This is a genomic window from Pantoea sp. CS_6, assembly GCF_041954745.1.
Lineage (GTDB): Bacteria > Pseudomonadota > Gammaproteobacteria > Enterobacterales > Enterobacteriaceae > Pantoea > Pantoea stewartii.
Genome location: NZ_JAVAYG010000001.1, coordinates 1 through 20,201 on the forward strand (window position 1 = coordinate 1; position 20,201 = coordinate 20,201).

The following is a 20,201-nucleotide window of genomic DNA, read 5'->3' on the forward strand; positions in this document are numbered from 1 at the left end:
GCTGAATATTAGTAAGACATTATTTTTTGAATTAACGGAGTATCGGTTAATATTAATATAAGGTCGCAAGATAGTGGTTGGCACATTATTCCTTAATGAAATCAATGAAATAGCACCTTTGCATGCTGTTTTTTTGTCGTGTCTGTACTCATCTTGCGAAGTAAGGCTATATTTCTGCAAAGCAATTATTTCGTAGAATCATCAATCATATGCTGAAGTACTGCAATAATTTCCTGTGCTGATGCCCCGTTATCATATATCTTATCAATTTCGTACTTATCGACTGGCGTCAAGTAATAGTGTCCATCCTGGGCTGCCTTAAACAGTCTTACGCCTTTCTTATGTGCTGTGACCAATGCTACAGATAACTGTTTAATGATTGTAAGAAACTTACGTACAGTATTAATAGTTGGTAGTGAATCCTCTTTGTACATAGCTGAATAGTAATCTAACCAGTACTTAATAGTGTTTTTATTCACTTCAAAAATATTAAAAAACACATAATATACTTTCTTGTGCGGATATCCATTCTTACCAGAACACTTAGTAATAATATCGTTAACAATTTTTTTTCCATTTAACGTAAGATCATTGTAATTACTAAAGTTACCAGCTATATTTTTAAATTCAGTATTGTCAAAATTTTGTGTTTTTCCTGCCATAAATAATCCTCTTATAACAAACAATTCAAATGAAAGATGGTTTTCTATTAATTAGTGGATATGATAAAAATTTATAATATATGTCTTGTTCTTTTATTGCCATCAGCTATTTCTTTTGCCTTCTTAACTTGCAATTCATTAGTTAATGGCATTATTGCTATTTTCAGAAGCATTAGAGTCGAAAAATTCTGATGCTTTATTATTAAAGCTTAAATATTGTCACCCCAGCTTGAATGTGTCATCCTTCAGTAATTAATGTACTGTTTGCTATTGATGACGCTATATTGCATTGTCGGGCAGCATATTTGATTTAGGATAGAATCTTTAATCGTATCAAAAATTTTCTCCATTAGTCCTATTATTAATTATTTCGCATAAAATATATGTTTTTCCTGAGCCATACTCAGTAGATACATAATTAAATTTGGTAAAAATAGATATAGGATTAATCATTTGTATACACTCTATATTGATAACTTTAGAAAGACCGGCTCATGCGAGTGAGTCGGCCTTTTTTTTGGGGCGATTAGTTGTTTAACTGGGGGCTGTGTAAATGCTTAATTTTTATTTTTTGGTACCAGTTCTTGTATTTCGTAAGTTTGTTATTTCTTAGCTTCTCTATGTATCCTTTTGGTAATCGCACTTTTAATATGTTACATATTCGTGCTGAGGTCATATCGCTACATAGAATGTTTTCATATTGATAGAAAGTCAGTGATATATCTGATGAAATTATTTTTTTACGAACTGATTTATTCAACGTCTTTCTATTGGTACGTATTTCCCTTTTTTTCAATTGTTATTCTCCATGATTTGTTCTTTTGCTAATATATTGTTGCAGCCATTTTGTTGCAACAATGTTCATATCTGGTGGGGGATTGTTGAAGTACATCATTTCATCATATTCTTCTTCCAGTCTTTTTATATTAGATAATATTTCATTTTCTAAATTATCTTTAAATTTCATTTTATACCTATGTGTATAAGATTTGGCTTTCAGATTTTAGTATAGGTCACAAAAAAACTTGTTTCATGAGAAAATAACAGTTAATTACTGTCTCTACAGATTATTTCTGTTGAAGGTAATTACATAGCGGAAAGAAATGAATAAAGTAGGGCATCTACTTTATTTTTCTAAACATGATTCAAAACTTCATTTGGCGATAATAATGATTAATTCTGTCCATAGATTCTAACTATAACCGTTTTACATGGGTAAAGAATAATCAAGCTTTTTGTTTTCCTGTGGGGTACAAAATGGGGTACAGGCTGGGGTACAATGCTCAATAGTGAGATTCGTAAAAACAACCTTATACAAACAGGTAAACTTACATAACTCACTAATTAATAAAGAAATGTAATCTACACGACTCGGGGTGCCCTTCTTTGTGAAGGCTGAGAAAAACCCGTATTACCTGATCTGGATAATGCCAGCGTAGGGAAGTCTGATGCCTGACCGCATTCGCCTTCTTGTCCGCCGGTTGGGAGTTCTGATGACACATCAACCGCACCATCTTTCTGATGCGCAATGCGCGCCCATCCTGCAACAGTTTCGCCGTCAGTCACCGCTCGTGCACTGCATGACCAATGATGTGGTGCAAATGCTCACGGCTAATGTCCTGCTTGCTCTGAACGCGTCACCTGCCATGGTCATCGATCGCGAGGAAGCGCCGCAGTTCAGCGGTATCGCGGATGCACTGTTAATCAATGTCGGCACATTAACGCACGAACGCCAGCAGGCCATGGCCGCGGCAATCGAGGCGGCTAATCTGGCAGGCACGCCCTGGACGCTGGACCCGGTAGCGGTGGGCGCACTGACGTTGCGTACCCGGTTTTGTCAGCAGGTGCTAATGCAGTCGCCTGCCGTGATTCGCGGCAATGCTTCCGAGATTCTGGCGCTGGCCCAGCAGGCTGACGGCGGACGTGGCGTGGACAGTCTGCACGCCGCCGAAAGCGCCCTGCTGGCCGCCCAACAACTGGCGCGGGAGTATCAGACCTGTGTGGTGGTCACTGGCGAGGTGGATTATGCCACCGACGGGATGCGTACCCTGTCGATCGTCGGCGGATCGCCCTTAATGACGCGGGTGGTCGGTACCGGCTGTGCACTGTCTGCGGTCGTCGCCGCCTTTGCCAGCCTGCCGGGTGACAGACTGGTCAATATCGCCAGCGCCTGTCGGGTGATGGCACTGGCCGGAGAGAAAGCCGCACAGGCATCAACCGGGCCGGGCAGCTTTGCACCGGCGTTTCTGGACGCGCTCTGGACACTGGAGGCCGCCCTGTGAAACGCATCAATGCTTTAACGATTGCCGGTACCGATCCCAGCGGCGGTGCCGGGATTCAGGCCGACCTGAAAACCTTCTCCGCACTGGGCGCTTACGGCACCAGCGTGATTACGGCCCTGGTGGCGCAAAATACCTGTGGCGTACAGTCGGTGTACCGTATTGATCCTGATTTTGTCAGCGCACAGCTGGATTCCGTTCTTGATGACGTGCGCATCGACAGTGCAAAAATTGGCATGCTGTCCGACGCGGCGATCGTGGAGCGGGTGGCGGTTGGCTTGCAGCGCCGGGCAATCCCGTTTGTGGTGCTGGACACGGTGATGGTGGCCAAGAGCGGCGATGCCTTACTGAGTCCTGATGCCATTGCCTGTGTCCGCGAGCGCCTGTTGCCACAGGTGTCACTGATCACACCTAATCTGCCCGAAGCCGCCGCGCTGCTCGAATGCCGTATGGCCAGCAATGAGAACGAGATGCTGACGCAGGGCGATGCCCTTCTGGCGCTGGGTTGTCAGGCCGTGCTGATGAAGGGCGGACATCTGGATCATGGCGAAAGTCCTGACTGGCTGATCACGCCAGCGGGGCGGCAACGGTTCAGCACGCCTCGGGTGAAGACGCGCCATACGCACGGTACCGGTTGTACGCTGTCTGCTGCGCTGGCGGCCCTGCGTCCACGGCACAGTGACTGGGCGGAGACGGTTAATGAAGCCAAAACCTGGCTACAACAGGCCCTGCTGGCAGCCGATTCGCTGGAGGTGGGCCACGGGACTGGACCTGTTCATCATTTTCATCAGTGGTGGTAACGGCTTCGCTCAGCGATTGTACGGCGCGCTACTCAGCCTCGAACCAGTCACGGTTTTGCCTGATCACGGGCGCGAGCGAAAACATCATTGCCTGCAGATGGTGACGCAGGGCGGTTTCTGCCTGGTCCGCATCGCGCGCTTTCAGGGCGGCAAAAACGGCTTCATGTTGTTCGATCAGCGTTTCAGCGGGCGCGACCTGATTCAGGGTGAGATAGCGCACCCGGTCCATCGTCGCCTTGATGTTTTCAATGGTTTCCCATGCCAGCATACAGTCGATGCTCTCGGCAATCAGACGATGGAATTCATCGTCCAGGCTGAGAAACATCTGGCTGTCGCCCCGGGCGGCAGTGATGCGCTGGAGCTGCAGATTATGCTCCAGCGCCATCAGTCCGCGCTGGCTTGTTTCCCGCGCTGCGCGGCGTATCACGGCCAGTTCTACCGCTTCCCGGATAAAGCGTCCATCTTCGACCTGCTTCGCTGAAATCTTACGCACAAAGGTGCCGCGCTGTGGAAGGATTTGTACCAGACCGGCTTCTGCCAGCTTAATGAACGCCTCACGTACCGGCTGGCGAGAGAGATGAAAACGGGCGGAAACCTCTTTTTCCGACAGCAAAGCGCCCGGCTGAATGACGCAGGTGACGATATCTTTGCGTAGATAACGGTAAATCTGCTGATTGACCGGTTCACTTGTCGTGATGGTGTAGGAAAGCGTCATGTTCTGTCCCTGTTAACATTAACCCGATTTCGCCAGCGCGTTAAAACGCCTTAGCCCTGTGCGATGGCCTGTTGCACGGCTGCCCGTGCCCCCACTTTCGTCAACTGTATATAGCAGGCGGAGAGCGCGTCAACAAAGGCTGTATTATCCGCCAGATCCTCGCCGAAAACGGTTTTCAGGCCCAGTAAGGCCCGCACCCGCTCCTGACCTTCCGCGCTTTCCGCCACACAGGTGGCCAGCTGCGCTTTAAGTGGGTCGCGGATCGCTATAGGTTCGCCTTTTTCATCGACCGCACCGACATAGCGCATCCAGGCGGCAATGCCCAGTAACAGCAGCGGGCAGGGTGTGCCGTTAGCGAGATGCCAGCGCACGCTGTCGAGAAAGCGTTGTGGCAGTTTCTGGGTGCCATCGGTCGCAATCTGGTAGGTGCGGTGTCTGATAGCGCGGTTGGCAAAGCGAGCGATTAAGGCGTCGGCGTAAGCCGGTAAATCCACGCCCTGCGTGGTTAACGTCGGTGCCTGTTCGTTAACCATCAGCGCACGTGCAGCCGCCCGGAACGCGTCGTCAGCCATACAATCGCTGATGTGTTCATAACCCGCAAGGTAACCAAGGTACGCCAGAAAGGAGTGGCTGCCATTGAGCATGCGCAACTTCATTTGCTCAAACGGCAGCACATCCTCCACCAGTTCGGCACCGGCCTTGTCCCAGTCAGGTCGGCCGCTGACAAAGTGGTCTTCAATCACCCACTGAAAGAAGGGTTCAGCCTCAACGGCCACTGGATCGGACGAACCAATACGGGCACGTAACGCGTCAAAGGCGGCCTCATTCATCGCCGGAACGATGCGATCTACCATGGTGGAGGGAAAGGTGATGTTGTGCTGAATATAGTCCGCCAGCGACGCATCATGCTGCCGGGCGAGCTGCGTCACCACATTCCGTGTGACGTGGCCATTTTCAGGCATGTTATCGCAGGACATCACGCTGAAAGGCGCTAAACCCAGATCGCGTCGACGGCGGATGGCGGCGACAATCAATCCGGGCAGCGAGCGGGGCTGTGCGGGGTGCGCCAGGTCATGTACGATATCCGCATGTTGCAGATCGAGATTGCCGCTGGCGGGCAGGTGACAATAGCCTTTTTCCGTCACGGTCATCGACACAATCGCCACGTCCGGCTGGCACAGGGCCGTAATCACGGCATCAATGCCGTCCGTTTTGCCGTGCAGTGCCGCGGTAACCACCCCAATGACCCGGGTTTTCACGGCGTCGTCACTTTTTTCGGTCAACGTATAGAGAAAGTCCTGCTGGCGGAGTGCCTGAATCAGCTCGCCGCTGTTAAGGTTAACCTCGCAGATTCCCCAGTCGCTACCCTGTTCGGCCAGTTTATCCGTGCACAAGGCCTGATGGGCGCGATGAAAGGCACCAAAGCCGATATGCACTATACGGGTTTTAAGCTGGCGACGGTCATAGGCGGGCAGATGAACATCCGCAGGAAGGTGATCGATGTGTAGCATAAAGCATCCTTGTGGCAGACGGACGGCAGGCCATGCTGGCATTAAGGATGAAAAATTACGCGCCCCGCTACTACCATACAAGTTGAAGTAGCGGAATTGTGAATGTAATCACGAACTGTTTACATTAAGGCCGGGAGCCAGGGCTCCCGTGAGAATTAACTCAGCAGGGCACACTGCGGCGGCAGGCGGCAGCTTAACGCGCCCGGCATGATATCGATGGTAAATGACTGGCCTGTCAGCGGTTCGCCATCCAGGTTAAAGGTCATTTCATGCGGTGAGCGAATCGTCAGGGACGATAAGCGCGTGGAAATAATGCCGGGATTCTCTTCATCGCCGGTCAGGGAATGCAGCAGGGTAGGCAGCAACTCCTGCGCGGTGACAATGCTGACGTCCAGCAGGCCATCGTTAATCAACGCCGACGGGCATAAACGCTGACCGCCTCCGGCCTGACGACCGTTGCCGATGCCGATGACCAGCGCATCGCCCTGCCAGTTAAAACCGGGCCCGGTAATTTCACAACTGTCCGGTTTTAGCGTGTCCATGCGCATCAACCCATGAATAAAATAGGACACGCCGCCCAGCGCGGATTTGAGTTTTTCCGGCGTCTCGGTCGTAATGCGCGTGCCAAATCCTCCGGTCGCCATATTAATAAAATAGTGATGCTGGTTAACGCGGGCGAGGTCGATATCACAGGCTTTACCCTGGATAGCCAGGCGCAAGGCGTGCTCAATCTCTTCAGGAATGCCGACGCTGGTGGCAAAATCGTTCGCTGTGCCCAGCGGCAGAATCCCCAGAACCGGGCGCTCATCCGCGTTGACCGACGCCAGTGCGGTAGCGATTTCGTTGACGGTGCCGTCACCGCCGCCCGCCACCACGGTTTCCGCCTGCAGTTCAAGGGCTTCTTCCACGTAACGCTCACCGTCTCCTTTTTCATACGTCACGCGCACGGCTATGTTAAAGCCCTCGGCGCGCAGCTTCGTGATCGCTTCACGGAGATCGTCATTGCCTGCGCCTTTACCATTCAGGATTAGCAGCGTAAGCGATTGTTTGTCCATTATCTGTTCCTTGGAGATCGAAAGCGTAGTTAGTGGTTATAGCATAGCCGGAAGAGAAAAATGATTGGCGAAAGGGAGAAAAAAGAAAACCCGCACGGGGGAGCCGGGCGGGTGAATGAGGTGGATCCAGTTACTGCTGCTGATAATTGTTACTCATTGGTAGCAGGCAGCACTATAGTTCAGTAAAACCGAGCCGTCTGTGATCCTGTTCTTGCTTTTGTCAAATTTTGTCAGGCCGTGGCGTGAGCGGCATGCGGATCCTGAGTGTTCTGGCCTGGCGCAAAGTTACGCAGCAGCAAGGCAAACCGCAGATCTACCTCCGGCGGCACTTTCATCCAGACGCGATGCCCGTCTCCCGGGGCCACCTCTGTCGGTTCTCCACGGCTGTTTTGCAGGGCATCAAGGGTGCAGATCAGGTTACCGGACGGCGTCATGATTTCCAGGCTGTCATGCAGAACAAATTTATTCTTTACCCGTACTTCCGCCCAGCCCTCGCGCTGTTCACCGCTAAACTCCCCGACGAACTGCTGGCGCTCTGAGACAGAGTAGCCGGTCTGGTAATTCTGGTAGCTGTCGTGGGTGTGACGACGCAAAAAACCTTCGGTATAGCCGCGATGCGCCAGGCCTTCCAGGGTTTCCAGCAGGGCAGAATCAAACGGTTTACCTGCCGCCGCATCGTCAATGGCTTTGCGATAAACCTGTGCGGTGCGGGCGCAGTAGTAATAGGATTTGGTGCGACCTTCGATTTTCAGCGAGTGAACGCCCATCTGGCTCAGGCGCTCGACGTGCGCCACGGCACGCAGATCTTTCGAGTTCATGATGTAGGTGCCGTGTTCATCTTCAAAGGCGCTCATCATTTCGCCGGGTTTCATTTTCTCCTCCAGCAAAAACACCTTGTCGCTGGGTTGCCCGATGCCCAATGTAGGCGTCACGTCCTGTACGCTGACCGGCTGATGAATTTCAACAATGTTGCCGACGTCATCTTGTCTGGCTTCCTGCAACTGATATTCCCAGCGGCAGGCGTTGGTGCAGGTTCCCTGGTTAGGATCGCGTTTATTCATGTAGCCCGACAGCAGACAGCGCCCGGAGTACGCCATACACAGTGCGCCGTGCACAAACACTTCCAGCTCCATGTCCGGCACCTGCTCGCGAATATCGGCGATCTCCTCCAGCGACAGCTCGCGGGATAAAATCACCCGGCTTAAGCCCATTTGCTGCCAGAATTTCACCGTTGCCCAGTTCACGGCGTTAGCCTGCACAGATAAGTGGATGGGCATGGCCGGAAACGCCTCGCGCACCAGCATGATCAGGCCAGGATCGGACATGATTAACGCGTCGGGCTGCATCTCAATTACCGGCGTTAAATCGCGAATAAAGGTTTTCAGCTTGGCGTTATGCGGGGCGATGTTCACCACCACATAAAACTTTTTACCCAGCGCGTGGGCTTCGTTAATGCCTTTCGCCAGGTTTTCATGGCTGAATTCGTTATTGCGTACCCGCAGGCTGTAGCGCGGCTGGCCGGCATAGACGGCATCGGCCCCATAGGCAAACGCGTAACGCATGTTTTTCAGCGTTCCGGCGGGGGAAAGTAATTCGGGTTTCATGATGTGCTCACTGATGTCAGGTCAGCATGTCGCCTGGGCGGCATGTGCAGGGGGAAACCCTGCAAAAGGTGTGGAATTGTAGGCAGGGTGAAAACGGAAGTAAATTGATCTGGGTCAATCTAAATCAACTGGCAGACATCGGCTTCCCAGCGATAGCCCATGCCATATACCGCGCGGATAAAGGGTTGTTCGCTGTCCAGGCTTTCCAGTTTCCTGCGCAGGTTCTTGATATGGCTGTCAATGGTTCGGTCGGTGACAACCCGGTAATCGTCGTAGAGATGGTTTAACAACTGTTCACGGGAGAAGACTTTTCCCGGTTCAAGGGACAGCGTTTTCAGCAGACGAAATTCAGCGGGCGTTAAATCCAGCGGCTCATCACGCCAGCTGGCCTGAAAGCGGCTTTCATGAACTTTCAGCAAAGACGCGACGGGCGCTTCTTCGGGAGATCGCTTCACCCGGCGCAAAATGGTTTTGACCCGCGCTACCACTTCGCGTGGGCTGAATGGCTTGCAGATATAGTCATCCGCACCAATCTCCAGGCCCAGCAGGCGATCGATTTCTTCCGTGCGCGCGGTCACCATAATAATCGGCAAGTCGGAATCACGGCGAATCTCACGGCACAGCGTCAGCCCATCTTTACCCGGCAGCATCAAATCCAGCAGGATAAGATCGGGCGGCGTCTGTTTAACGTAGTCCAGTACCGCGTTGCCGTGCGCCAGATGATGCGTGCGATAGTTAGAAGCCTCAAGGTAATCAATCATCAGCTGTGCCAGCTTGGGTTCATCTTCAACCACAAGGATTAGCGGGTAAGTGTTTTCCTGGTTCATAATCTTCTAAACGGGAGGAACATAACGCAATTGTAGCGCGATTTTCAGCCCACCTAAATCCGCATGCGAGGCGCTGATGCTGCCACCGTGGGCATCAACAATGTTTTTACAGATTGCCAGCCCCAGGCCAGAGCCGCCGCTGGCGCGATTGCGCGAACCTTCTGTGCGGAAAAAACGCTCAAATATTTGTGCCTGTTGATCGCCTTCCACGCCGGGCGCGCTGTCCTCTACGGTGACGTGCCAGTAGGGCACGTCATACCAGAGCCGCACCCGGACTACGCCGCCGGCATCGGTGTAACGCAGGCTGTTTTCCAGCAGGTTAATAAACAACTGCATCAGCCGGTCAGGATCGCCAAAAAACGACGCGTCATCCGGCATGTCGAGCTTCAGGGTTAGATCATGGCTGCGGTAGCGCTCGGTAAAATTGCCTGCGCTGATCTCAATAAGCTGCACCAAATCGGTGGCCTGCTTGCGATAGGCCAGTGCGCCGACGTCAGAGAGCGAAAGCTGGTGCAGATCATCCACCAGCTTGGTCAGCAGCGCCACTTCGCTTTGCAGAGAGGTAATCGCGTCTGGCGTGAGTTTACGTACACCATCCTGCATGGCTTCCAGCTCACCGCGCAAAATCGCCAGTGGCGTGCGCAATTCATGCGAGATGTCGGCCATAAAGGCCCGACGCATACTTTCATTTTTCTCCAGCGAACTGGCCAGCAGGTTAAAGTCATGGGCCAGCTGGCCCAATTCGTCCTGGCTGTCAACCTTAACCCGTGTGGCTAAGTTCCCCGCCGCCAGATGATGCGTACCGTCTACCAGTCTTTTCACCGGTGCCAGCAAGCCCCGCGCCATCAGCCAGGTGACCAGGGCGGCAAGCAGAGTAGAGAGGCCCACGATATACCAGCTGGTTCGTCGCTGCTGCTGATCAAAATTGATATCGGTGCTGCGCGTCAGGCGCTCTGGCGGCGAGCTGATGATCCAGCCCACGACTTTACCGTTACTGAGCGTAATATCGTGACGTATCCCTTCCGGGGGAACCTGTGAGCGCGGGCCGACCATCACTTTGTAGTGCTGATCGAGTACCCAGAACTGGGTGCGCCAGCCGTGAGGCGGTAACTGGTTACTGCTGTCCGGGTTTTGCTCCAGCGAGCGCAGCATCGAGAAGATCAGCCGGTCGTTATTACGCAGAAAATCCCAGTCGCCATGCTGTTCATACTGATCGGCCAGCGCCGCACCCAGCAAATTCAGCCGCTGTTCATTCCCGCGTTTAATATAGTCCACAAAGCCATGTTCAAAGCTGAGCCGGACGCCCCAGTGCATGGTAATCAGGACCAGCATGCAGGTGGAGAATATGGCCATGAATAATTTGGCACCGATGCCAAAATGCAGGAACGATCTCATTCACTTCTCCGACGTCGCAGATCGACGCTTTTACTCATCTCTTTCGGAACCCGCCAGAACACCAGCGCAGGCAGAATAATGATCAGCGCCATACAGAGATAAACACAGATAAACGCCTGATGGCTTAAACCCTGTTCCCCGGACGTTGCATGACCAAACGCGCCCAGCAGCAGGCCCGCCACGGTTACGCCAATACTCATTGAGAGCTGCATGATCATCGATAACAGGCTGTTGCCGCTGGAGGCCAGGTCATCGGGTAGATCCTTGAGCGTCAGCGTGTTCATCGAAGAGAAGCGAATCGCATTCACCATGCCTTGCAGAAACAGCACCAGCGGCAGCATGACTGTCCAGCCGAGCATCGCCACCAGTGGAAACAGCAAGACCACCAGCGCCAGGCCTATGGTTGAACCCACCAGCACGTTGCGATAGCCAAACAGGTTAACAATGCTGACAACCACACGCTTCATGCCCATATTGCCCAGCACCATGGCAATCATCATCAAGCCTGCATGAAACGGGCTGAAGCCCATGCCGATTTGCAAGAACAGCGGCGTCATAAAGGGCAACATGCCGCTGCCGATGCGGCCAATCAGACTACCGAGTAAGCCAATGGAGAAAATGCGGTTGTCGAACAGCTTCAGGCTGAAAAGCGCACTGTCGTTTTGGCGCGCATGCAGCAGATAAAACAGAAGAGAGCCGGTGCCGATGAGGATCATCGCGGCCAGTAACAAGGCAGAGCCGCCGCTACTGCGTTGACCGTCAAGCGCCAGCGTTAACGTGGCCATTCCGGCGGCCAGCAGGACAAACCCGACAAAATCAAAGCGTCGCGGCGGCATCGCGTAGTTCGGCAGTAACTTCAACGTGGCGACGGCACCGATGATGCCGACCGGGATGTTAATCAGGAAAATCCAGTGCCAGCTGGCATATTCCACCAGCACACCGCCCAGTGCGGGCCCCAGCAGCGGCCCAATCTGGCCGGGCAGGGTGACAAAGGTCATCGCAGACATATACTGGTCACGCGGTACAATGCGCATTACCGTCAGCCGTCCTACCGGCACCATCATGGCCCCGCCAATCCCCTGAATCACACGCGCCATGATAAGCTGATTCAGCGTGCCTGACAGGCCGCACAACAGCGATCCCACGCTGAACAGTACAATCGCGCTAAAAAAGATATTTCTCACGCCAAACCGGTCCGCCAGCCAGCCGCTCAGCGGCAGCGTCACCGCCACCGTGAGCACATAGGCCACAATCACCGAATGCATATGCAGTGGGCTCACGCCCAGATCGTGCGCCATGGACGGGATCGCCGTGTTGACGATGGTGGTGTCCAGCGTCTGCATAAAAAAACCAAAGGCAACAATCCACAACTGCCAGCGGACCGTGACGCTCTGCATGATATTTACCCCTTAATGCTGAGTGGCATTCATCATCTGGGTGCGCGTTTTACGTCGCAGTTTGTCCATCATTAAGTACACCACCGGCGTGGTATACAGCGTGAGGAGCTGGCTCATGATCAAGCCGCCGGCAATGGTAATGCCCAACGGCTGACGCAGCTCGGCGCCGTCTCCGCTGGTCAGCACCAGCGGTAACGCGCCAAACAGGGCCGCCAGCGTGGTCATCAGGATAGGGCGGAAGCGTAACAGGCAGGCCTGGAAAATCGCCTCGCGGGCACTCAGGTTGCCGTTGCGTTCTGCGTCAAGCGCAAAGTCGACCATCATGATGGCGTTCTTTTTTACTATCCCGATCAACAACAGAATCCCGATCAAGGCAATCAGGCTGAACGGCGTATCAAACAGCTCCAGCGCCAGCAGGGCACCGACGCCCGCAGACGGCAGCGTCGAAAGAATGGTCAACGGGTGCACATAGCTTTCGTAGAGAATCCCCAGCACGATATAAACTGCCGCAACCGCAGCCAGCATCAACCAGAGTTGACTGCTTTGCGATTGCTGGAACGCCTGTGCGGTGCCGGCAAAGCTGCCGCGCACGCTGGACGGTACGCCAAGCGCCGTCATAGTGCGATCGATCGCCTCGGATGCCTGGGACAGCGACACACCTTCTGGCAGATTAAAGGAGAGGGTTGACGCGGCAGACAAGCCCTGATGATTAACCGACAGCGGCGCGTTGGCCGGTTGCCATTTGGCGAACCAGGAGAGCGGGATGGGTTTGCCGTCGCTGTTAATCACAAACATCTGATCCAGTGAACTGATGTCCTGGGTATAGCGCGGATCCACTTCCATGACGACCTTGTACTGGTTCAGCGGCTGATAGATGGTGGAAATCTGACGCTGACCAAACGCATCGTTGAGCAACGCATTCGCTTCGGAAACATTAATGCCCAGCCGCGCCATGCTGGCCCGGTCATACGTCAGGGCCATTTCGCTGCCCTGATCCTGCTGATCGGAGTTAACGTCGGCCAGTTCCGGCAGGGCGGTAAAGGCCTGACGAATTTTCGGTTCCCAGGTGCGCAGCGCAGCCAGATCGTCTGTTAACAGAGAATACTGATAGCTGGCGTTGGCTTCGCGACCGCCCACCCGGATATCCTGCACCGCATTAAGATACAGGTTGGCACCGGGCTCCTTTGCCAGCTTGGTACGCAGGCGGGCAATCACTGCCTGTGCATTATCTTTGCGTTCGGACAAGGGTTTCAGGGAGATAAACATCAGGCCCATATTGGTGCGCATGCCGCCGGTAAAGCCCACCACGCTTGAGACATCCGGATCGGCCCCCACGATTTTCATGAAGTCCTGCAACTTACCGCGCATCGCCTGAAACGAAATGCTTTGGTCGGCAGAAATAAAGCCGGACAGGCGACCGGTATCCTGCTCGGGCAAAAAGGTTTTAGGGATACTGATGAACAGCCACACCGTCAGGGCGACAGTGCCCACGAGCAACAGGATGACCCAGCGCGCATGGTTCAGCACGACGTTCAGAGAGCGCGCATAACCCTGTTGTACCGCCAGCAGCAGGCGGCCAATGCCCCGTCGCCGCGGCTGACTGCGCGGCGCATGGGGTTTCAGCAGGTAAGCACACATCATAGGCGTCAGCGTGATGGACACAAACAGCGAGATCAGAATAGCAACCGACAGGGTGATGGAAAACTCCGCGAAGAAGCGGCCAATCAATCCGCCTGTCATCAACAGCGGCAGGAAGACCGCGATCAGCGACAGGCTCATCGACAGCACCGTAAAGCCCACTTCACGCACGCCTTTGAGCGCGGCGGCCAGCGGTTTCATGCCCGATTCAACATGACGGGCAATGTTTTCCAGCACCACAATGGCATCGTCCACGACAAAGCCGGTGGCGATGGTCAGCGCCATCAACGACAGATTGTTCAGGCTAAAGCCGCACAAATACATGGCGGCAAAGGTGCCAATCAGCGAGACCGGCACGGCCGCCGCCGGAATCAGCGTGGCGCGACCTGAGCGCAGGAAAACAAACACCACCAGAATGACCAGGCCAACGGCGATAATTAGCGACTGCTCCACTTCTTCGAGCGACGCGCGGATGGTGGGTGATCGATCCTGGGCAATCTGCAGATCGATCGCCGTCGGGATGATTTCGTGCAGTTCGGGCAGTTCAGCGCGAATACGATCAACCGTCTCAATCACGTTCGCATCCGCCGTTTTGCGAATCACCAGCAAAACGGCCGGTTTGCCCCGCGACATACCGGCGTTGCGCACATCCTGCACGGAGTCCTCAACGGTGGCGACATCGGACAACCGTACTGCTGCGCCGTTGTTGTATTGCACGATCAGCGGCTGGTATTCCCGGGCGGTTTGTAATGCATCGTTGGTCCGTAACTGCCAGCGCTGTTGCCCGTCTTCCAGCGCGCCCTGGGGACGGCGCTGGTTAGCGTTAGCGATGGTCTGACGCACCGCATCCAGCGACACGCCCTGATTAAATAACGCCTGCGGATTGAGCGCCACGCGCACTGCGGGCAGCGAGCTGCCGCCCACGGTGACATCGCCCACGCCATTAATCTGCGACAGCTTCTGTGCCAGCTGTGTCGACGCATAATCATAAAGCTGGGCTGGCGTGTACAGATCTGACGTCAGCGTCATAATCATGATCGGCGCGTCAGACGGGTTGGCTTTGCGGTAGGTCGGACGCGACGGCATGCCGGTAGGGAGCAGGCTCTGCGCCGCGTTAATGGCCGCCTGTACATCACGTGCCGCGCCGTTAATATCACGATTAAAATCGAACACCATAATAATGCGGGTCGATCCCAGCGAACTGGTCGAGGTCATTTCACTGACGCCTGCAATTCGGCCCAGCGAGCGCTCCAGCGGCGTGGCGACCGAAGACGCCATCGTTTCGGGCGAGGCTCCTGGCAGGGACGCTGACACCATAATGACCGGAAAATCCACCTGCGGCAGCGGCGCCACCGGCAGCAGGCGGAAGCCCAGAATGCCCGCCAGCGCAATGGCCAGCGTCAGTAGCGTCGTGGCGACCGGACGATGGATAAACAAAGCAAAAAACTTCACGGCTGCGCCTCCGTCTGACCCAGGCGACGACGCAGGTTATGCGCCAGGCGGTCAAACAGCAGGTAGATTACCGGCGTGGTAAACAGCGTCAGAATCTGGCTCAGAATCAGGCCGCCGACCATGGCGATCCCCAGCGGCTGCCTCAGCTCTGCACCCACGCCAGTGCTGAGCATCAGCGGTAATGCACCCAGCAGGGCGGCCAGCGTCGTCATCAGAATCGGTCGGAAACGCAGCAGGCAGGCCTGATAAATCGCATCATAGGGCTTCATGCCCTGTTCACGTTCCGCCGCTAACGCGAAGTCGATCATCATAATGGCGTTCTTTTTCACAATACCAATGAGCAGAATGATGCCGATGATGGCAACAATATCCAGCTCATTCCCACTTATCATCAGCGCCAGCAGCGCACCGACGCCCGCCGTGGGCAACGTGGAGAGAATGGTGATGGGATGGATAAAGCTCTCATACAGCACGCCGAGCACGATATACATCGCCACGACTGCCGCCACAATCAGCCAGACGGTACTGGTCAGGGCAGCCTCGAAAGCCAGCGTGCTGCCCTGGAACTGCGTCATCACCTCTGACGGCATCCCCAGTTCCGTCTCTGCCTGGTTGATCGCTTTGGTCGCATCCTCCAGCGAATAGCCCTTCGCCACGTTGAAAGAGAAGGTGGCGGAGGGGAACTGACTCAGGTGGTTAATCGCTAAAGGCGCATGGCGCTGGGCAATGCTGGCGATCGCGCTCAACGGCACGCTGCCACCGTCAGTGCTGTTCAGACGAATACCGTCCAGGCTTTGCAGGCCCGGCATGGTGCTGTTGTCCTGTTCCAGCACCACGCGGTACTGATTCGCCTGGGTATAAATCGTGGAGATCAGCCGCTGACCAAAGGCGTCATACAGCGCGTTATCTACGTCCGCCATGCTGATGCCCAGCCGGCTGGCACTGTCACGGTCCACTTTGATATAGGCTTCCAGCCCCTGGTCCTGCCAGTCACTGCTGACGTCACGTAGCGCAGGGTGTTTCTGCAGGGCGTTAAGCAGGGCAGGGACCCAGGTGCTGAGCGAATCCAGCGAACCGGACTGCAGGGTAAACTGATACGGCGTTCGGCTGGCCTGGGTATCAATTGTCAGGTCCTGCACCGCCTGCAACCACAAGGTGACGCCAGGAATTTTGCTGATCTGCGCTTGCAGCCGCTGCTGAATCTCCGGAATACGCTCGCTACGCATATCCAGCGGTTTGAGGTTAATCTGCAATCGGGCGCTGTTGAGTGACGGATTGGTGCCGTCCACGCCCACGAACGAGGTCAGACTCTGCACAGCCGGATCTTTCATAATCACAGAGGCAACATCGCGTGTCCGCTGCGCCATACTGGCGTAGGATACCGACTGCGGTGCCTCCAGCGTTCCCTGGATAATGCCGTTGTCCTGCTGCGGAAAGAAACCTTTCGGAATGGCCATCCACAGCAAAACCGTCAGCAGCAACGTGCCGAGCGCCACGGACAGCGTCAGCCAGGGGTGATTCAGCACCCGGCGCAGCCCACGACCATAAACGGCAATGATGCGATCGAACATCGCTTCGCTGGCACGGGAAAAGCGGTTCTGCTTACGCAGTGACTCGGCGCTCAGCATGCGGGCACACATCATCGGCGTCAGGGTGAGCGAGACCACCGCTGAGATCAGAATTGCCACCGCCAGCGTCACCGCAAATTCGCGAAACAGGCGACCAATCACGTCGCCCATGAACAGCAGCGGAATCAATACCGCAATCAGTGAAAACGTTAACGAAATAATGGTAAAGCCAATTTCGCCTGCCCCTTTCAGGGCCGCTGTCATCGGCTTTTCCCCTTTTTCGATATAGCGCGAGATATTCTCAATCACCACGATGGCATCGTCCACCACAAAGCCTGTGGCGATGGTCAGCGCCATCAGCGTCAGATTATTGATGGAAAAGCCCAGGAAATACATTGCCGCAAAGGTGCCAATAAGCGACAGCGGAACAGCCACGGCCGGAATGATGGTCGCAGGCACATTACGCAAGAACAGGTAGATGATCATCACCACGAGCGCCATTGCCAGCATCAGCTCATGCTGCGTATCGGTGACGGACGCGCGGATATTGGTGGTGCGATCGGTGACCAGTTTCACATCGACGGATTTGGGCAGGCTGGCAATCAGCCCGGGCAGCATGGCGCGAATATTGTCGGCGGTTGCAATAATATTGGCACCCGGCTGGCGCTGCACATTCAGTACGATGGCGGGTTCACGGTTAGACCAGGCACCCAGCCAACTGTTTTCGGCACCCTGTTCAATCGTAGCCACATCGGCCAGCCGCACTGGCGCGCCATTTTTATAACTGACGATCAGCTGGCGGTAATCCTCGACCGATTTCATCTGATCGTTGGCTGACAGCGTAATCGAGCGGGTCGGACCATCAAGACTGCCTTTCGCGGAATTTACGTTGGCGTTGGTGATCGCCGTACGCACCATTTCGCTGGTCAGGCCCATAGAGGCTAATGCCTGGGTGTTCATCTTAACGCGCACAGCGGGACGCTGGCCGCCGGTCAACGTGACCAGGCCGACGCCGGTCACCTGGGAAATTTTCTGCGCGACGCGTGTTTCCACCATGTCCTGTACTTGGGTTAAAGGCATGCTGGTGGTGGTGACGGCGAGCGTCATGATGGGCGGATCCGCCGGGTTAACTTTGCTGTAAACCGGCGGATTCGGCAAATCGCTGGGCAGCAGGTTAGAGGCAGAGTTAATCGCCGCCTGGACTTCCTGTTCTGCGACATCGAGCGGCAGCGAGAGCTGGAACTGCAGCGTCACCACCGAGGCGCCGCCAGAACTTTGCGAGGCCATCTGCTTAAGACCGGACATCTGACCGAACTGACGTTCAAGAGGCGCTGTAATCGACGACGTCACCACATCCGGACTGGCACCGGGATACAGGGTAACAACCTGAATGGTCGGATAGTCCACTTCGGGTAACGCTGACACCGGCAAAAAGCGGTAACCCAGAATCCCCGCCAGCAGAATAGCAATCATCAGTAACGTCGTCGCGACCGGGCGCAGAATAAACTGGCGTGACGGTCCTCCGCTGCGGTCAGGAGGCATAACCTGCATTACTCTGACTCTCCTTTGGATGGCAAGCTGGCGCGGCTCTGTTTAGTTGCACTGCTCTGTGCTGCAACCACTTCCACTTTTGCCCCCTCTGTCAGGCGGTCAAGGCCATCCGTTACCACGCGGTCGCCCGCGCTCAGTCCGGCATTGATGACCACTTTCTGACTGTCCTGGAAACCGGCGGTCACGGTTTTCTTACTCACCTTATCTTCGCTGTTAATCACCCAGACAAAGTGGCCTTCGTTGCCCATCTGTAACGCAGCTACCGGAATCACGACGGCATCCTGCAACGTATTCACCTTCAGCCGGGCGTTGACGAACTGATTAGGGAAAAGCAGGTCATCCTGATTATCAAAACGCGCTTTGATTTTAATGGTCCCTGTCGTGACGTCGATCTGGTTATCCAGGCTGAGCAGTTTTCCGCGCGCAATCAGATGTTGATTGCTGCGGTCCCAGGCTTCCACCAGCAACGGTTCGCCACTTTTCTGCGCCTGCATGATCTGGCTGATATTGTTTTCGGCGACGCTAAAGACGACATCCACCGGATGCGTCTGAGTGATCACCACCAGACCATTGGTATCACCGCTGGTGATGTAGTTGCCAATATCAACCTGCTTCAGGCCGACGCGACCCGCAATCGGGGAAGTAATTCGGCTGTAAGTCAGGTTCAGCTGTGCGCTGGCAACGCTGCCTTCGTCGGCCTTAATCGTGCCCAGGGTTTCACTGACCAGCGCGTTTTGCGTATCCAGATCCTGCTGGGATACCAGCGAGGTTTTCGCCAGCTTCTGATAACGGGCTAAATCACGGCGGGCGTTCGCTAGCGTAGCCTGATCGCGCGCCAGCTGGCCTTGAGCCTGCATCAGGGCGACCTGATAGGGACGCGGATCGATCTCTGCCAGCAGATCGCCGGCTTTGACCTGCTGACCTTCCGTGAAATGGATCGCCACCAGGTTACCATCTACCCGGCTGCGTACCGTGACGGTATTGGCTGCGGTCACCGTACCCAAACCGCTAAGGTATTGCGGCACACTTTCTGTCACGGCGCTGGCAGCCTGCACGGGCGCAAGCGCTTTATGCCCGCCGTTGCCTCTTTTGCCGTGTTCTGACTGGCTGGGTGTTTCGTTGCCTGCGGGTTGGGCTGGATGCTTCCACCAGTAGTAACCGCCTGCAGCAGCGGCAATAACCACCGCTAAAATCAGGCCTTTTTTCATTCCAGGATGTCGGTTGTTCATTGTTATTGTTGCTCTCCAGCGATATCGTTCCAGGACGCGGGCGTAAACGTTAGCCTGCAAACCACGAATTGTAGTCGTCCCTGCGGGTAAAAATTTGAAGGAATTAAGGATATCTGTCAGCGCACCGTAAGTTTGTCGGTTTTTTGAAAAAACGGCGTTGGCAAAGAGTCAGATTTGATGTGAAACAAGGCGGACTACGCTGACCACAGCGCGCCGGATCATATCCTGCCTGACCAGGAAATACAGGATTAAAAACAACTTATCCTTCAGGAAGATGACACATTCATCACCCAGCGCTTTACGCAGCCGTGCGCAGCATGAAGAAGGTCAGCGTTTAACCTTACGTTATGCCTGCTGAGACATTGAGCGCTGAGCAAGGGGGCGCGGTGCGAAGAGGAATAAGCATCATCTTCGATACCGCCGGGTCCGTCAGTAACGTGTATTGCCGGACTGGGCGCTATCCTTAACGCGGCAGAACCGGCTGACGCATGGTGCCGCTTTAACCCCGCTCAAGATTA

14 protein-coding genes and 1 riboswitch are annotated in these 20,201 nt (G+C 54.5%); of the genes, 2 read left to right on the forward strand and 12 right to left on the reverse strand.

Annotation, left to right across the window (positions count from 1 at the left end; genetic code table 11):
• Positions 1-185 precede the first annotated feature (185 nt).
• Positions 186-662, reverse strand: a complete 477-nt coding sequence (locus tag RAC90_RS00005) for a hypothetical protein (protein WP_375123789.1) — start codon at positions 660-662, stop codon at positions 186-188.
• Positions 663-1,461: 799 nt separating this feature from the next.
• Positions 1,462-1,629, reverse strand: a complete 168-nt coding sequence (locus tag RAC90_RS00010) for a hypothetical protein (RefSeq protein ID WP_375123790.1) — start codon at positions 1,627-1,629, stop codon at positions 1,462-1,464.
• Between the two features lie 395 nt (positions 1,630-2,024).
• Positions 2,025-2,121: riboswitch (TPP riboswitch) on the forward strand.
• Positions 2,122-2,155: 34 nt separating this feature from the next.
• On the opposite strand from RAC90_RS00010, the gene thiM reads away from it, so the two are divergent.
• A complete protein-coding gene (thiM, locus tag RAC90_RS00015) occupies positions 2,156-2,944 on the forward strand; it encodes a hydroxyethylthiazole kinase (protein ID WP_152607495.1) in 789 nt (262 codons plus the stop codon).
• Complete coding sequence (thiD, locus tag RAC90_RS00020; RefSeq protein ID WP_133745368.1) at positions 2,941-3,741, forward strand: bifunctional hydroxymethylpyrimidine kinase/phosphomethylpyrimidine kinase; 801 nt, start codon at positions 2,941-2,943, stop codon at positions 3,739-3,741. The genes thiM and thiD overlap by 4 nt, the downstream gene beginning before the upstream one ends.
• A 28-nt stretch (positions 3,742-3,769) precedes the next feature.
• On the opposite strand, the gene RAC90_RS00025 is transcribed toward thiD, so the two are convergent.
• From RAC90_RS00025 to RAC90_RS00070, 10 genes are all read right to left on the reverse strand, one after another.
• Entirely contained in the window at positions 3,770-4,456 is a 687-nt protein-coding gene (locus RAC90_RS00025; RefSeq protein WP_039338144.1) for a GntR family transcriptional regulator, read from the reverse strand.
• Between the two features lie 50 nt (positions 4,457-4,506).
• The gene (locus RAC90_RS00030) at positions 4,507-5,967 is read right to left on the reverse strand and encodes a mannitol dehydrogenase family protein (RefSeq protein ID WP_044242198.1); all 1,461 of its coding nucleotides are present in this window, start codon (positions 5,965-5,967) and stop codon (positions 4,507-4,509) included.
• Between the two features lie 155 nt (positions 5,968-6,122).
• Positions 6,123-7,022, reverse strand: coding sequence for a lipid kinase YegS (gene yegS, locus RAC90_RS00035; RefSeq protein WP_054633462.1), 900 nt, complete (start codon positions 7,020-7,022; stop codon positions 6,123-6,125).
• A 230-nt stretch (positions 7,023-7,252) separates the two neighbouring features.
• Positions 7,253-8,629: a tRNA 5-hydroxyuridine modification protein YegQ gene (gene yegQ / locus RAC90_RS00040; RefSeq protein WP_033740520.1), complete on the reverse strand. Its 1,377-nt coding sequence runs from the start codon at positions 8,627-8,629 to the stop codon at positions 7,253-7,255.
• 116 nt (positions 8,630-8,745) lie between these two features.
• Positions 8,746-9,453: a two-component system response regulator BaeR gene (gene baeR / locus RAC90_RS00045; protein ID WP_033740518.1), complete on the reverse strand. Its 708-nt coding sequence runs from the start codon at positions 9,451-9,453 to the stop codon at positions 8,746-8,748.
• A 6-nt stretch (positions 9,454-9,459) separates the two neighbouring features.
• Entirely contained in the window at positions 9,460-10,848 is a 1,389-nt protein-coding gene (gene baeS / locus RAC90_RS00050) for a two-component system sensor histidine kinase BaeS (protein WP_375123791.1), read from the reverse strand.
• Complete coding sequence (mdtD, locus tag RAC90_RS00055; protein WP_375123792.1) at positions 10,845-12,245, reverse strand: multidrug transporter subunit MdtD; 1,401 nt, start codon at positions 12,243-12,245, stop codon at positions 10,845-10,847. The genes baeS and mdtD overlap by 4 nt, the downstream gene beginning before the upstream one ends.
• Before the next feature lie 12 nt (positions 12,246-12,257).
• The gene (mdtC, locus tag RAC90_RS00060; RefSeq protein ID WP_367143851.1) at positions 12,258-15,335 is read right to left on the reverse strand and encodes a multidrug efflux RND transporter permease subunit MdtC; all 3,078 of its coding nucleotides are present in this window, start codon (positions 15,333-15,335) and stop codon (positions 12,258-12,260) included.
• Positions 15,332-18,454, reverse strand: a complete 3,123-nt coding sequence (locus tag RAC90_RS00065; protein WP_054687524.1) for an MdtB/MuxB family multidrug efflux RND transporter permease subunit — start codon at positions 18,452-18,454, stop codon at positions 15,332-15,334. The genes mdtC and RAC90_RS00065 overlap by 4 nt, the downstream gene beginning before the upstream one ends.
• Positions 18,454-19,683, reverse strand: coding sequence for an MdtA/MuxA family multidrug efflux RND transporter periplasmic adaptor subunit (locus RAC90_RS00070; protein WP_054687526.1), 1,230 nt, complete (start codon positions 19,681-19,683; stop codon positions 18,454-18,456). Before RAC90_RS00070 ends, RAC90_RS00065 begins: the two co-directional genes overlap by 1 nt.
• Between the last annotated feature and the right edge of the window lie 518 nt (positions 19,684-20,201).